Source organism: Saliphagus sp. GCM10025317 (genome assembly GCF_042663665.1).
In the GTDB taxonomy this organism is placed as follows: domain Archaea; phylum Halobacteriota; class Halobacteria; order Halobacteriales; family Natrialbaceae; genus Natronosalvus.
Genome location: NZ_JBHTAQ010000005.1, coordinates 1,561,445 through 1,574,746, shown reverse-complemented (window position 1 = coordinate 1,574,746; position 13,302 = coordinate 1,561,445). Strand labels below are relative to the sequence as shown.

Here is a 13,302-nt window from a genome sequence, read left to right as displayed (position 1 = left end):
GGGAACACACCCGATGATGTTCGGAGAAACGTACTGTTTGCTCGAGAACGAGAGAATTGCGTCTGTGTGGTCGCTCAGGACACCAGTTCCTCCTCGAGCGGAGGCTGTCGTTCTACGTCGACCAGATTCTCGACGAACTGCTTGATGATCGCTTCTTCGGCCCGGTGAAGCGTCTCGCTGCAGGTCGACTTCGCGATGCCGAGACGCTCGGCGAGGTCGGTCAGCGAACACCGGCGCGGGGTGTCGTAGTACCCGTGTTCGACGGCGGCGACGACGAGTTCGTGCTGGCGCTCCGACAGTAACTGCGTGTCGTGGAGCCGTTCCTGGACGCTGTCGATGCGGTACTCGAGACCGAATCGGGAGAACTGGTCGGCCAGCTGGGAGAGTCGGTCCCGGGAGCCGGCGACCTCGAGGGTCGCTTTCCCCTGTCGGATCTCGACCGGGAGCTCGATCGGCATACCGGAGTCGCGCGAGGAGAAGAGCAACAACGGGGCCGTGGTCTCGAAGTGGACCGTCGCCTCGTTCTCGCTCCACTGGATGAGCGAAATTTCGGTGAGTTGTGGATGGTCCTCCATGTCCTCGAGGACGGCCGGGACGTCGGGACCGGTGATTCGAACCAGGGCGAACCCCGATTCGGCGCCCGGAACCGCGGCGTCGACGTAGAAGGTTGCCTCCGGGTGGGCGCTCGAGACCTCCTGCACCCATACCTTCTCCGGGAGCGTGACGGTGAGCGTCGCGTGAGCCATACGAACACGTTCGGGTCCGTTCTCCCTAATTACTACCCCAGAATATGATCGGTCGGGAACGACCGTGGGGTTTATCATCTCGAATCGCCACCGCGGCTGGATTTCGCTCGAGGGCGGCGAACAGCGGCGCTAGCGTTCTCCGGACGTCGGATGGAAGTCGGCATAGACCGGCCAGAAGGGGACCAGCAGAAGGAAGACAGCGACGACGAAGGCGGGGACAGCCAACCGTGCTGGCAGTCCGAGCCACCAAAGCAGGGCCGTGGTTCCGAGAGCGAGTCCAACGTGAAGGAGGACCGCGACCTGGACGGTGAGGAATCCGTGTGTGCCAGCATCGGTCGGATACATCGAGTATCGGTACCGTTCGAATCCGCATAAGTGTTCTCGCGTATCCGACACGACGACCGTCCGAACGCTTCCTGAATTATGTGTGATACGCACGTGAGCACGCGATCCGGTGAGGAGAGACGACCGCCTGCCTGAAACTATCCCGAACGTATTCGGAGGAACGCCGATACCGGTGGAACCACTACCGACGACTGCATGACGACACTCGACGTCAGATCGATCCCGCCGGTCGACCGCCACCCGACGATTCACGACGCCTTCGACGAACTCGAGGCGGGCGAAACGCTGACGATCATCAACGATCACGAACCGAAGCCGCTGTTCTACGAGTTCCAGGCGGAAGTCGACGAGTTCGATGTCGACGGGTACGCCGTCGAACAGGCCGAGGCGGGGAAATTCGTCGCGGAGTTCCCCAAACGAGCCGAGTAACGCACCGTTCGAAACTGATACTGGTACCCTCACTCTCGTTCATCTCCACCGTTCGCGTCTTCGCGCGAACGTTTTCGTCTGTCGCACTCAGTTGTCACCCCGAGTTGTCATCCTCTCCTGTCACCCTCGATCAGCAGCCTCGCTCCTCACCCGAACGCATTCGCGAACAAGTAGACGAGCCTCGAACCCGTTTGTAGACGTATGTCTACTCACGACCAGGGCCACGATCTCGAGTCCGCCGTCGAACGAACGACAGCACCCAAGGACCGACCGCGAACCGTGCTCGACGTTCGATCGCTGGGACCGCCTGCTCCGCTCGCGAACACGCTCGAGCGACTGGCGGAGCTGCCCGAGGAGACGGTACTAATCCAGCGAAACGATCGCGCTCCGCAGTTCCTGTATCCGAAACTCGAGGACCGGGGCTACACGTACGAGACGCTCGAGATCGACGCCGAAGTCGTGACCGTCATCTGGCGAAAGTGACCGGAAATCGGGATGTCGACTCCGCTTTCATCGGATTCGAACCCCGTCTGGACGAGATGGTTGAAGTTGACACCCTCATAACGGGGGGTCTTTTAAATATTTAAACTCCTGTCCGAACACCTCCGTGTGTATTTCCATTGTCCGGGAATCATATTCATACTTGAACATACGTCAAGCCATACTCCCAGGTGAGGACAATGACCCAACTGAATTCGAAACGACGGCGGTTCTTACAGGGGCTCGGTGTTGCTGGTGCAGTAGCGGTCGCTGGCTGTGTCGGGAACGCTGACGAAGGGAACGGAAACGGCAACGGAAATGGCAATAGCGAAGAACCAGCGGGCGACGTGGAAGAGTCGCTCGCGAGTGCGAAACCGGTCGACGTCGACCGCGTCGCGGCCGATCCGACGGACATTCCGGGGCCGGTCGACTGGAACGAGCCCCGTCACCACGAAATCTCGATGACGACGACGGAGGTCACCGCGGAGATCGAACCGGGCGTCACTTTCGACTACATGACGTTCGACGACCAGATCCCGGGACCGATGATTCGCGTTCGCCAGGGCGACACGATCCACCTCACGCTCACGAACAGTGAGGAGAACTCGATGCCCCACAACATCGACCTGCACGCGGTCTACGGCCCTGGTGGGGGCGCCGAGGACACGACGATCAATCCGGGCGAGAGTGCGGAAATCGAGTTCAAGGCGATGTACCCCGGCGTACACGTCTACCACTGTGCGGTCCCGAACATGGACTACCACATCAGCGCCGGGATGTACGGCGCGATCCTCGTCGAGCCCGAGGACGGCCTCCCAGAGGTCGACCGCGAACTGTACTTCGGACAGAACGAACTGTACACGAAGGGCGCCCCCGGTGAGGAGGGCCACCACGCGTTCAGCTTCGACAAGATGAAAGCCGAGGACCCGACCTACGTCACCCTCAACGGCGAGGCCTACGCGTTTACCGGGAACGGCTACGGCCCCGTGACCGTCCAGAAGGGCGAACGGGTTCGCGTGTTCTTCGCCAACGGCGGGCCGAACCTGACGAGTGCCCTCCACCCCATCGGGAACGTCTTCGATGCGTACTACCGCGAGGGCGACCTGGTCTCCGAGCCGGGCCGGTTCATCGAAACCGCGCCGGTCGTCCCCGGCTCCGTCGCGGCTGGTGAGATGGAGACCCCGGTTCCCGGTCCGATCAAGCTCGTCGACCACGCGCTCACTCGAGCCGCGCGGCGGGGGATGCTGGGCGTCATCGAGGTTGAAGGCGAACCGGAACCCGACATCTTCAATCCGAACCCGTAGGCTCGCTGTGTGTGGAACTCACCTTTCTTTTCCGCGACTCGTCTCCTCTCCGATCTGCCTCGATTCTCATCCACGACTCTCGACAGTTGACGAGCTGACGCTCGCCGAAACGTACCGTCCTGTCTGACCCAGCCAGGGTGTAGATTCGGGCTCGAGGGACGAACCCCTGACCGCTCCGATAACTGGCGTCGAAATCGACGATCGTCGGATCTGAACGGTGGAAGTGAACGCCAGAACTGTCACCCGCCTCCCTCGAGACACTTCGTCGCTCGAACCCGCCGAAACATGTTCGGGGGAATTGTCGGGTACGACCATTTCGAACGCTTTCCTGTGAGCGGGACCGAAACCGCCCGTTCGAACACGCTCTACTCACTCATGACGACCCTGTTTACGACACGTCGATTCGTCCTCCTCCTCGCAACAACGACGCTCGCAACCTACGCACTGCTCGCGACGGGGGCGGCGCTCGCGACGACCGACGCCGGAAGCGCCTGCGGGACGTGGCCGCTCTGTACCGACGGAATCGCGTCACCGATCGATCCCACGCTGATTGCCGTTCTCGGCCATCGACTGCTCGCCGGGCTCGTCGGCCTGTTACTCGCCCTGACGACACTCGGCGCCTGGAAGACGGAGGCCAGTCGGCGGACGCGCATCGCCATCAGCGGCGGCGTGGTCCTGTTCGTGATCCAGGTCGGTGTCGGTGGACTCGTCGTCGTTACCGGGGAGCCCGTCGCGGGACGAGCCCACCTCGCGATCGCTGCCGTGCTTTTCACCGCGCTGCTCGCTGCCCTCGGCTGGATGCTCGAGGGCGAGTCAACCACCGAACGGACGACACCTGCTGTCGGCGAGCCGTCCCCGTCGTCCACGACCGAAAGCAAGCCGTCCGCATCCGCAGGCGGGCTGTCGTCCGCAACCACAGGTGAGCCGCCGTCCGTAGCCGCAAGCGAGCCGTCGTCTACATTCGCGAGTGAACCGGTATCGAACCCGACTCGAGCCAACGCGGAACGGTCGACGCGCGCCCGACTCCGTTCGAGGGGGCGATCCTACCTCGAGTTGACGAAACCACGGCTGATGTGGCTACTGTGTCTGCTCGCGCTCGCGGGGATGGCGCTCGCGACAACGACCGGTCAGTGGCCCGACGGCGTGACCGTCGTGGCGACGCTCGCCGGCGGGGTGCTGGCCACGGGAGCGAGCGGGGCGTTCAACCACGCCTACGAACGCGACCGCGATCAGCAGATGTTGCGAACGGCGGACCGCCCCGTGGCGACCGATCAGGTGTCGGCCGCTCGCGCGACCCTCTTTGCGTTCTCGCTGGCCGTCCTTTCGATGGTCGTGCTCGTGACGCTAGTCAGCCTCCTCGTCGCGGCGCTGACGTTGGTGGCCATCGTCTACTACAGCGTGCTCTACACCGTCGTCCTCAAACCGAATACGACTTGGAACATCGCGATCGGCGGCGGGTCGGGCGCGCTTCCGGCCGTCATCGGCTGGGCCGCCGTCACGGGATCGGTCGGACTGCCGGCGATTGTGCTCGCACTGATCGTCGTCGTCTGGACGCCGGCACACTTCTACAACCTCGCGATCGTCTACCGCGACGACTACGCGCGGGCCGGCTATCCGATGTTTCCGGTCGTCTCGGGCGTCTCGGCCGCCCGTCGCCGGGTCCTCCTGACCCTCGGCGGAACGCTGGTGATGACCACCATGCTCGGTCTCGTGACCCCACTCGGCTGGCTCTTCACCCTCTCGACGATCACCGCGGGTGGGCTGTTTCTCGGGACGACGGTCGTGCAGTGTCGCCGCAGAACTGACCGTTCGACGCTCCGAACCTTCCACGCCTCGAACGCCTATCTCGGCGTCGTCCTGCTCGCCATCGTCGCCGAAGCGCTCGTCGTCGGTCTCCGACCATGAACGCGATAACCACACGCATCCGACTCGCCACCCTCAACTCGAGCATCGCCGTCGTCGCCAACGTCGTCGCTCTCGGCGACGGGATTGCCATCCTCGCCTTCTTCGGCGTCGGCTTGCTCTCGCACGCCGTTGAACCGTGGGCGTACCCGATCCACACCCTTCGAACCGCCGTGCCGTTTCTGGTCGGCTGGCTGTTCGTGAGTCCGCTCGTCGGGACGTTCCGGTTCGACACGCTTTCCAGCCCCTCCGAGACCCTTCGGTACGTCACGCTCGGCTGGATCGGCGCTTCGCTCGTCGGTGCCGCGATTCGGGCGACGGAATACTTCCCCGGGGGTGCCCCGCTCGAGTTCGTCCTCGTCAACGTCGTCTTCGGGCTGGCCTTCGTCCTGCCGTGGCGACTCTGCGTTTCGCTGCTCGTTCGTCGGGCGCTTCGACACCCCGTTTAAACACCCCCACATAGTGTGGCTAGACCCCTATCGAGAGCCGCCGTGTTCGTCTAGATAGAGGTGCCCAACCGACTGCAATGACAACTTACGAATTTACCTGTCCGGGCTGCGGCCAGCGAGGCCCCGTGGACGGCGACGTACGCAACGCGACGGTCGAATACGGGTGTCCAGTCTGCGGAACGAGGGTTTCCAGCGAACACTTTCTCGTCCACTGATGGCGTTTTAGCGCGTTTCGACGCGTTTCGACGTATTCGGCGCGTTTTAGCGCGTTCGCCACGTTTGTCGCGTTCACCGCAGATTGCCACCGCTCGAGAGCCTGATCCACGCCGAAAAATCGACAGAATCTACGCGTCCCCGCGATCGATTTCGGTTCGGCGCCCGCTCAGGTCGTCGGGTACGAACCGATAGAGTTGGATGTCGAGATTCGCCTTCGACTCGCCCCAGATTTCGAACAGCGGTCGCTTCGTCGTTCCGTACTGTTCGACGTCCTCGACAGTGAGGTTGGCCGGGTCGATCGTCTCGAGCGTACCGACGGCCACGATGCTGTGGTAGGTCTCACCGCCATCTCGTTCGTTGTAAACGACGAGACGAACCTGGGGAGAGGAGTCGAGAAACTCGCGTTTCTCGCTTTCGGGCGTCGAAACCAGTCGCATGTAGAACGATCGGCTGTCGGCGTCGTATCCGTAGGAGATCGGGACCGCGTACGGCGTGTTGTCGCTGGCGAGTGCCAGGACGCCAGTCTCGTGGCGACTCAGGAAGTCGTCGATCTCCGTCGCCGTCATCTCGGTTTCCTCGGCTAGTGACATCGTCGTATGCAGAGTCAAAGCCGATGCGGCATTAAACTATTTCCGTTGTCACTCGCCGACGATCACGCGTCGGTCTCGAGGATGTCCTCGAAGAGCTTTCGCTGGGCGGCGACGAGGTGTTCAGTGAACGTCGACTGGCTAATGTCGAGCTCGGCGGCGATTTCGGTCGCGTTGGCTCCTTTCGGGCGCTCGAAGTAGCCGGCATCGTAGGCAGCCTGCAGGACCTCGTGCTGGCGGTCGGTGAGTTTCCCCCGGTTGACGAACACCTGCTCTTCGGTCGATCCTCGTAGTGGCGGCTGGAGGAGTCGCTGGACATCGATGTCGGGGTACCGTTCGCGGAACTCGGCCATGATCGCCTGGAGCTGGTCGAAGTCCTCGGCGTGAAAGACCAGCGTGAGGTCCCCGTCCTCGGCGACGTAGCGGTGGACCGGACAGCCGAACGAGCCGAGGCAAGCGCAGGGACAGCTCGAGTCGTCGTGCGCGTGGCGATAGAGGTTGGTCGACCCGTAGGAGAAGATCGGTCCGGAGACGTCGTCGATCTCCTCGTCGGTGGCAGCCAGGAACTCCGTGGTGCTTCCCCCACCGTGACTCGAGCTGTCCTCGCTGGCGGCACTCGTCGAGACTCGATCGACCGTCGTCCCCGTCCGCTGTGAAAAGGCCGCGATTGGACAGCCCTCAGGCGACCCGACTTTCACCGTCGCGCGAATTCCCGGCGACATCGTCTAGGGTCGTGTTCGAAGGCCGGCCTAATGAAGATAGGGTTCCGCGGACTCCGGGTCGGCGTGTCGGTGTACGGCCATTTCATCCCGCGTGATACCCAGTGGTGGTACGGGGCCTTCCAGCGGGGTAGGCCACCATCGCGCATGATACGCACGGTCGGGTAGAGATGACAATTCGTCATCCCACCTCCAAAAGACGCTCCGGCAGCCGCGGGGCGAGCGACGATCGACACCGGGTGACGATACGTCCGTCTGAGTGACGGTCGGATCCAGAAGTACTATTTATTTGGCTCTACGTCTGGAATTGTATGAATCCCCTGGCCCGATTCCACTCGACGTTCGGTGGGCGTCGTGCGATCCTCACACTCGGGGGTCTGTACGCCGCTATCGGTGTGATCTGGCCACTCACGCAGGCTGGCGAAGTACTGCCGAGTTCGGCGGTACTAATCGTCGTCGTTCTGGTCAGCGGCTCCGGCCTCGTGCTTCTCTACGGGGGATACGGGCTGCCCCAGACCGACATTCAGCCGAGGTTCTTCGCGACCATCGCCCGCTGGTGTCTCCGCGCGATTGGCGTGGTTGTCAGTATTCTCCTCTTCATTTACCTCGCCGGTCAGTTATCGGACCCGGTGAACAACTTCCTCATCCTCACTGCGCTCGCTGGCGTCGCCGGTTTCGGCGCAGGGGCGTACGATGCGCGCGCAAAATCGCGAACTTACGTTCTCGAGCAGCGCAATCAGGAACTCCAGGACACGCAGGCGGAACTCGAAGAGACGCTCGATCGTCTCGCAGCGTCCGAACAGCGCTACCGAACGTTGACGGAGAACTTTCCGAACGGGGCCGTCGCGCTGCTGGACACCGAGTTACGACACACGCTCGTCGCCGGGAACGCCCTCGAGGAAACCGGATACGATCCGACCGAACTACGGGGAAAACGCGTCCAGGACGCCTTCCCGCCGGAGGTCGTGGACGTCGCCGAACCGCACTATCGCGCGACGCTCGAGGGCGAATCGACCGTCTTCGAACTGGAGACGCCAGAACAGGTGTTCGAGTTCCGTACCCATCCGTTGACCGACGAAGGCGGACGCGTGTACGCCGTGCTGGTCATGTCCCAGGACATCACCGGGCGGAAAGACCGCGAACGGGAGCTCACGGATCGGATTCGCCAGCAACAGGTCGTCGCCGACCTCGGCCAGCTCGCACTCGAGACGGACGACCTCGACGAGCTCATGCGCGAAGCGACCCAGCGGGTGACGGCTGCGCTCGACATCGAATACTGCAAAGTGCTCGATCTGAATCCCCAGGCCGACGAATTGCTCCTTCGCCAGGGGATCGGCTGGAAACCCGGGCTCGTCGGAGCGGCGACGGTTTCCGCCGTCGAAGCCGACTCGCAGGCGGCGTACACGCTGGCAAACGATCGTCCCATCATCGTCGAAGACCTGGAGGCGGAAACGCGATTTACCGGTCCGGATTTGCTCCGAAACCACGACGTTCGCAGCGGAATTAGTACCATCATCGGCCCGAATGACAATCCGTGGGGAATCCTGGGGGCTCACGACACCGATCCACAGGTCTTCAGCGACGAAGATGTCACGTTCGTCCAGAGCGTCGCTAACATCATCGCGGAGGCCATCGAACGCCACCAGTACCAGCACGAACTCGAGCAGTCCGTCGCCAGTCTTCGAGAATCCAACAAGCGCCTCGAGCAGTTCGCCTACGCCGCCTCCCACGACCTCCAGGAACCGCTCCGAATGGTCTCGAGTTACCTCCAGCTCATCGAGCGCCGATACGGCGACGTCTTCGACGAAGATGGGGAAGAGTACCTCGAATTTGCGATCGACGGGGCCGACCGCATGCGGGGAATGATCGAGGGGTTGCTCGCGTACTCGCGGGTGGAAACGAGCGGCGAACCGCTCGAGCCGGTCGATCTCGAGGCCGTCCTCGAGAACGCTCGCGAGGACCTCCAGGTGCAGATTTCCCAGAGCGATGCGGCGATCACGGCCGAATCACTCCACGAGGCGACCGTCGAGGGCGACCACGATCAGTTGCGACAGGTCTTCCAGAACCTGATGAGCAACGCAATTCGGTACAGCGGCGACGAGCCGCCGTCGATCCACGTCTCGGCGGAACGAAACGGCTCCCGATGGGTCGTTTCGGTCCGAGACGACGGGATCGGCATCGATCCCGACGAGACGGAGCACATTTTCGATGTCTTCACTCGACTGCATAGTCGGACGGAGTACGAGGGAAGCGGGATCGGACTCGCCGTCTGCGAGCGGATCGTCGAACGCCACGGCGGCGAGGTCTGGGCGGAGTCCGAACCCGGTGACGGAACCACGGTCTCGTTTACCCTCCCTTCGGTCGGTGAGCGGGCCGAGTGAGGCCCGCAGCGGTCACGATACGGATGCGCGGACGCGCGAACGCGTCCAGACCGACCTGGACACTCGAGCGACGTCCTCGACGCCGTCGCCCCGTCGTTCGTTCCCGAAGAGAGGAATCGCCCCAGCAGGGCGAGACTCGACGCCCGTGGGGTATTCTCATCATCTCAGAACGAGAGTGGACAACTTATTACTGGAGGGTGTCTGACCTAGTAGCAATGAGTGCAAGTGAGGACTATCGCTTCGTCTGTCCCGAGTGCGCCCAGACCATCACGGTCAACGCGTCGATGCGGGACGCCCTCGTCGAGAACGGCTGTGTGATCTGTGGAAGCACCGTCTCTCGAGCGGACTTCGAAGAGATGGCCGAAAACGACGCCTGAATTACCGCCCGTCACCGACGAGTCGAACGCCCGTTTCTCTCTTCTCTTTTCACGACCGACGCTCGATGGGCGAATTTTGTTGACGAATGCCGGCTTCGTCGCGATTCGACGACATGGACGGAGTGGAGGACGTCCAGGACTCGAGTTCTGCGATGGCGATGATAATGACGACCACCGGAAGACGACCCGCAAGCCGTGTGCGAGACGCCCTCGTTCCAACAGCCACTCGAGGCCGTGTGATGCGTTCACAGGCCCCGAAACGGCTATTTTCGCCACCCTATATAAATAACCCACGATATCGGTGGTGTACACTCGAGGGCCATCGGTTCCTCTACAGAAGTATGAGCCAGTCACTGACCGCGACGACGAGCCCCTTCGGATACGACACCCCAAGCGACGAGACGACGATCACGACCGGCGACGACGTCCAGACCATTCTCGATGCGCTCACCGACGCCGACTGCCGGACCATCCTCGAGGCCCTCAACGAAGACGCCGCGTATCTCACCGCATCCGAACTCTCCGAGCGCTGTGACGTCCCCCTCTCATCGACCTACCGCAAAATCGAGAAGCTGACCGACGCGGGGATGCTCGACGAGAAACTTCGCATCCGCCGCTCGGGCAAGCACACGAGCGAGTACGGCCACCGCGTCGACGACGTCCAGATCTCGGTCGAAGCCGACAGCGGGATCGAACTGTTGCTCTCTCACCCCAGCGCCTGATCGGCTCCGATTCTTCTCTTTCACTCCTGAAATTATCGTTTCAACGCCTCGAGCAACGCGTCCAGGTCGTCTCGCGTATTGAACGCGTGAACTGACGCTCTCATGCCATCCGGGTACGAGAGCGACCGAACTGTGATGTCCTGCTCGGCGAGGCGGTCCACCGTCGCCTCCGGATCGGGCACATCAATCGTGACGAGCCCGGACTCGAACTCGCGAGGGCTGAGCAATGCGGAGTCCGGGAGGCCATCCTTGAGATACCCGGTGAGGTCGGCGATACGGGACTCGATCGCGTCCGTCCCGAGTTCCTGGTGATAGTCGATTGCCGCCGCCAGGCCGTCGTAGAGGGCGGGGCTGGTCGTGCCGACCTCGAACCGGCCAGCGCCGGGCGCGTACTCGTAGTCGTGCGCAGAGGCATCGGTCACGCTCCGGTAGCCGATCGCACCCGGCACGCACTCGCGTTCGGCCCCCTCGCGGACGTAGAGGAAGCCGGCGCCGAAGGGGCCAAGCAGCCACTTGTGACCGGCACCGACGACGAAATCGGCTCCCCAGCCGGTGACGTCGACAGCTGTCTGTCCGGGCGACTGCACGGCGTCGACGAGCACCCGTGCGCCGGCGTCGTGTGCCAGTTCGACGAGTTCCTCGATCGGCAGTCGCGTTCCGTGTGTCCAGGTGATCGAACTCACGACTAGCAGCGTCGCTCCCTTGAGTGCGTCCTTCGCGGCCTCGAGGTCCAGTCTTCCTTCCGTGGTCTCGAGGACGCGAACCTCCGTGCCGCGCGTGCGTTCAAGTCGTCGCCACGGCAGGATACCCGCCGGGTGCTCGAGGTCGGTACGGACAACGACGTCGTTCTCGTCCCAGTCGAACGCGCCGGCGACGCGGTTGATGCCGTCGGTCGTGCTCTGGGTGAGCGCGATTTCGGTCTCGTGAGCGCCGATGAGGTCGGCCACTGCCGCCTCCGCCCGGTCGAGGCTCGAGACGGCAGCGGCGTACATGCCTTCGCCGGTCGGCGCGTCGTACTCGTGGGACTCGAGGGACGACTCGATCGTCTCGACGACGGGCCGGGGACTGGGCCCGCCGGCGCCAGTGTTCAGGTAGATGCCGTGCTCGAGCGCTGGAATGTCCGCGCGAAGGGTCTCGTAGTCCATGAAGGTAGGTACGTCTACTCGCCGAAGGTCCTAATCGTTGGCCTCGATCGTGGGGGCTGCCGGTTCCGCTGCCAGTTCGGCGTTCGTCTCCTCGAGATTGTGCCCAGTCCAAATTTCTCTCCAGGATCGAAATAGCAGTCTGTTCGCAGTCAGGTGGTTCCATCTCGAGCGCCGCCGGCTGCATCCGAGTGCGAGCGAGCGATACCGTACCCGAGCGTGAGCAAGAGCATGCCCGAGAGCAAGAACGCGACGTCGAAGACCAGAACGCTCGCCGGCCCGTCGGGCCAGACGTGGTGGAGTTCGAGGAGGTGGTGATTGACGAGTCCCTCGACCAGGTTGAAGATTCCCCAGCCCATCAGGACCGAGCCGAATAGCGTTCGACCCGAGGGTGAGACGTACGGATGACGCCACGCGCGGACGATCAACACGATGCCGACGATCGTGAACGCGTAGGTCGCCACGTGAAAGAGCCCGTCAGCGAGGACGTTGAGCCGCATTGCGGCGAGGTCGGTCGTGTCCGTCCGGGCCGAGAGCATGTGGTGCCACTGCAGGAGCTGGTGCAGGACGATACCGTCGAAAAAACCGCCTAGCCCGACGCCGAGGGCGGCTCCGGCTTGGACGAGCGGCTTCGACCGCGCGGAGAGCCCGAGCCACCTCTCGGATCGCGGGGGTGCTGCCATGCTAGCTGGCCATTTCACGACACGATTCGGCACACTTCGGAAGGACCTCCGCACAGGCCTGACAGTGGTCGTGGTCGTGCTGTTCGCACTCCTCGGCACAGGCCTCGCAGGCGTCCGCACAGATGGAGGCGAGGTCGCCGTGGTAATCCGAATCGCGTGCCATGAATCGCGCGTGCAACGTTGCCAGGTCGGCGACGTCCCGACAGAGCCGGATGCACTCGGCCATCTCCTCGCCGTGGTCGGCACACTCGTCCGCACACCACTCACAGACCTGGGCGGCCTCGAGGCAGTTGTCGATGCAGTCTTTCATCTCGTCGTCTCGCGGGAGCTGTTGTAGCGCCATCACAAGAACGAACAACACCAAACCGGATCAACGCCACACATGGTCATGCAAGCGTCGCCCGGCGCAGACGAGAGTGGGTCCCTCTCGAAGGAGCACGTGACTGCCAAACGGCTTTGGGAATCCGCGTCCTGGATCCAGTTATGGCGTCCGAAGGGGACCAAGAAGGCATTCGAGTCTGGCTGGTCGAGCGAACGTACTCCGACGACGAACAGAACCTCATCATCCTCGTCTACGCGACGCCCGACGGCGAGCGCTACTTCCGCAAGGAACGGGCGCTCACGAGTTTCACCGACGCTCGAGAGACGACCGCCGCACTCGAGGTCGACGCCGACAACCTCGGGTCGGTCGACGACCGCGACCAGCGGGAACGCTACGCGACCGAGGCATCCCGAATGGCTGCCGAGCACGAACCCGACGATCCAATATAGTGTCCCCGCAGGCTCAAACTCGAGTCGCTCCGTCCGTACTGGTGATTGA

The 13,302-nt window shown here is 63.0% G+C and carries 17 protein-coding genes; 10 read left to right on the top strand and 7 right to left on the bottom strand.

Features of this window, described 5'->3' with window-relative positions; all coding sequences use genetic code 11:
- Positions 1-74: 74 nt before the first annotated feature.
- Both ACFQS4_RS09705 and ACFQS4_RS09700 read right to left on the bottom strand, forming a co-directional pair.
- Positions 75-746 (bottom strand): helix-turn-helix domain-containing protein, encoded by a 672-nt coding sequence (locus tag ACFQS4_RS09705; RefSeq protein WP_497901315.1) that lies wholly within the window; start codon positions 744-746, stop codon positions 75-77.
- Positions 747-875: 129 nt separating this feature from the next.
- On the bottom strand, positions 876-1,091 hold the full coding sequence (locus tag ACFQS4_RS09700; protein ID WP_497901314.1) for a hypothetical protein: 216 nt from the start codon (positions 1,089-1,091) through the stop codon (positions 876-878).
- A 195-nt stretch (positions 1,092-1,286) separates the two neighbouring features.
- Between ACFQS4_RS09700 and ACFQS4_RS09695 the strand changes: the two genes are divergently transcribed.
- From ACFQS4_RS09695 to ACFQS4_RS09670, 6 genes are all read left to right on the top strand, one after another.
- A complete protein-coding gene (locus ACFQS4_RS09695; RefSeq protein WP_253434883.1) occupies positions 1,287-1,520 on the top strand; it encodes a DUF2249 domain-containing protein in 234 nt (77 codons plus the stop codon).
- Between the two features lie 201 nt (positions 1,521-1,721).
- The gene (locus ACFQS4_RS09690; RefSeq protein ID WP_497901313.1) at positions 1,722-2,003 is read left to right on the top strand and encodes a DUF2249 domain-containing protein; all 282 of its coding nucleotides are present in this window, start codon (positions 1,722-1,724) and stop codon (positions 2,001-2,003) included.
- A gap of 197 nt (positions 2,004-2,200) precedes the next feature.
- Positions 2,201-3,304, top strand: a complete 1,104-nt coding sequence (gene nirK, locus ACFQS4_RS09685; protein WP_497901312.1) for a copper-containing nitrite reductase — start codon at positions 2,201-2,203, stop codon at positions 3,302-3,304.
- Positions 3,305-3,634: 330 nt separating this feature from the next.
- Positions 3,635-5,209: a heme o synthase gene (locus tag ACFQS4_RS09680; RefSeq protein ID WP_497901311.1), complete on the top strand. Its 1,575-nt coding sequence runs from the start codon at positions 3,635-3,637 to the stop codon at positions 5,207-5,209.
- Positions 5,206-5,655 carry a DUF3054 domain-containing protein gene (locus ACFQS4_RS09675; RefSeq protein WP_497901310.1) on the top strand — a complete coding sequence of 150 codons (450 nt, stop codon included), beginning with the start codon at positions 5,206-5,208 and terminating at the stop codon, positions 5,653-5,655. The genes ACFQS4_RS09680 and ACFQS4_RS09675 overlap by 4 nt, the downstream gene beginning before the upstream one ends.
- Before the next feature lie 77 nt (positions 5,656-5,732).
- Positions 5,733-5,870 (top strand): DUF7560 family zinc ribbon protein, encoded by a 138-nt coding sequence (locus ACFQS4_RS09670; protein ID WP_497901309.1) that lies wholly within the window; start codon positions 5,733-5,735, stop codon positions 5,868-5,870.
- A gap of 129 nt (positions 5,871-5,999) precedes the next feature.
- Here the strand turns inward: ACFQS4_RS09670 and ACFQS4_RS09665 are convergent, their stop codons facing one another.
- Both ACFQS4_RS09665 and ACFQS4_RS09660 read right to left on the bottom strand, forming a co-directional pair.
- On the bottom strand, positions 6,000-6,461 hold the full coding sequence (locus ACFQS4_RS09665; protein WP_497901308.1) for a pyridoxamine 5'-phosphate oxidase family protein: 462 nt from the start codon (positions 6,459-6,461) through the stop codon (positions 6,000-6,002).
- Between the two features lie 62 nt (positions 6,462-6,523).
- A complete protein-coding gene (locus ACFQS4_RS09660) occupies positions 6,524-7,180 on the bottom strand; it encodes a helix-turn-helix domain-containing protein (protein ID WP_497901307.1) in 657 nt (218 codons plus the stop codon).
- A 308-nt stretch (positions 7,181-7,488) separates the two neighbouring features.
- Here ACFQS4_RS09660 and ACFQS4_RS09655 point away from each other — a divergent pair, with 308 nt between their 5' ends.
- The 3 genes from ACFQS4_RS09655 (at position 7,489) to ACFQS4_RS09645 (ending at position 10,657) form a co-directional block, all read left to right on the top strand.
- Positions 7,489-9,558, top strand: a complete 2,070-nt coding sequence (locus ACFQS4_RS09655) for a sensor histidine kinase (protein WP_497901306.1) — start codon at positions 7,489-7,491, stop codon at positions 9,556-9,558.
- A 215-nt stretch (positions 9,559-9,773) separates the two neighbouring features.
- A complete protein-coding gene (locus tag ACFQS4_RS09650) occupies positions 9,774-9,935 on the top strand; it encodes a DUF7560 family zinc ribbon protein (RefSeq protein ID WP_497901305.1) in 162 nt (53 codons plus the stop codon).
- 341 nt (positions 9,936-10,276) lie between these two features.
- A complete protein-coding gene (locus tag ACFQS4_RS09645; protein ID WP_497901304.1) occupies positions 10,277-10,657 on the top strand; it encodes a helix-turn-helix domain-containing protein in 381 nt (126 codons plus the stop codon).
- Between the two features lie 32 nt (positions 10,658-10,689).
- Here the strand turns inward: ACFQS4_RS09645 and ACFQS4_RS09640 are convergent, their stop codons facing one another.
- From ACFQS4_RS09640 to ACFQS4_RS09630, 3 genes are all read right to left on the bottom strand, one after another.
- A complete protein-coding gene (locus tag ACFQS4_RS09640; protein WP_497901303.1) occupies positions 10,690-11,802 on the bottom strand; it encodes an aminotransferase class V-fold PLP-dependent enzyme in 1,113 nt (370 codons plus the stop codon).
- A gap of 149 nt (positions 11,803-11,951) precedes the next feature.
- A complete protein-coding gene (locus ACFQS4_RS09635) occupies positions 11,952-12,482 on the bottom strand; it encodes a DUF2243 domain-containing protein (protein WP_497901302.1) in 531 nt (176 codons plus the stop codon).
- Between the two features lies 1 nt (position 12,483).
- Positions 12,484-12,825: a four-helix bundle copper-binding protein gene (locus ACFQS4_RS09630; protein ID WP_497901301.1), complete on the bottom strand. Its 342-nt coding sequence runs from the start codon at positions 12,823-12,825 to the stop codon at positions 12,484-12,486.
- A 140-nt stretch (positions 12,826-12,965) separates the two neighbouring features.
- Here ACFQS4_RS09630 and ACFQS4_RS09625 point away from each other — a divergent pair, with 140 nt between their 5' ends.
- A complete protein-coding gene (locus ACFQS4_RS09625) occupies positions 12,966-13,253 on the top strand; it encodes a DUF7967 family protein (protein ID WP_497901300.1) in 288 nt (95 codons plus the stop codon).
- The last annotated feature ends 49 nt before the right edge of the window (positions 13,254-13,302 follow it).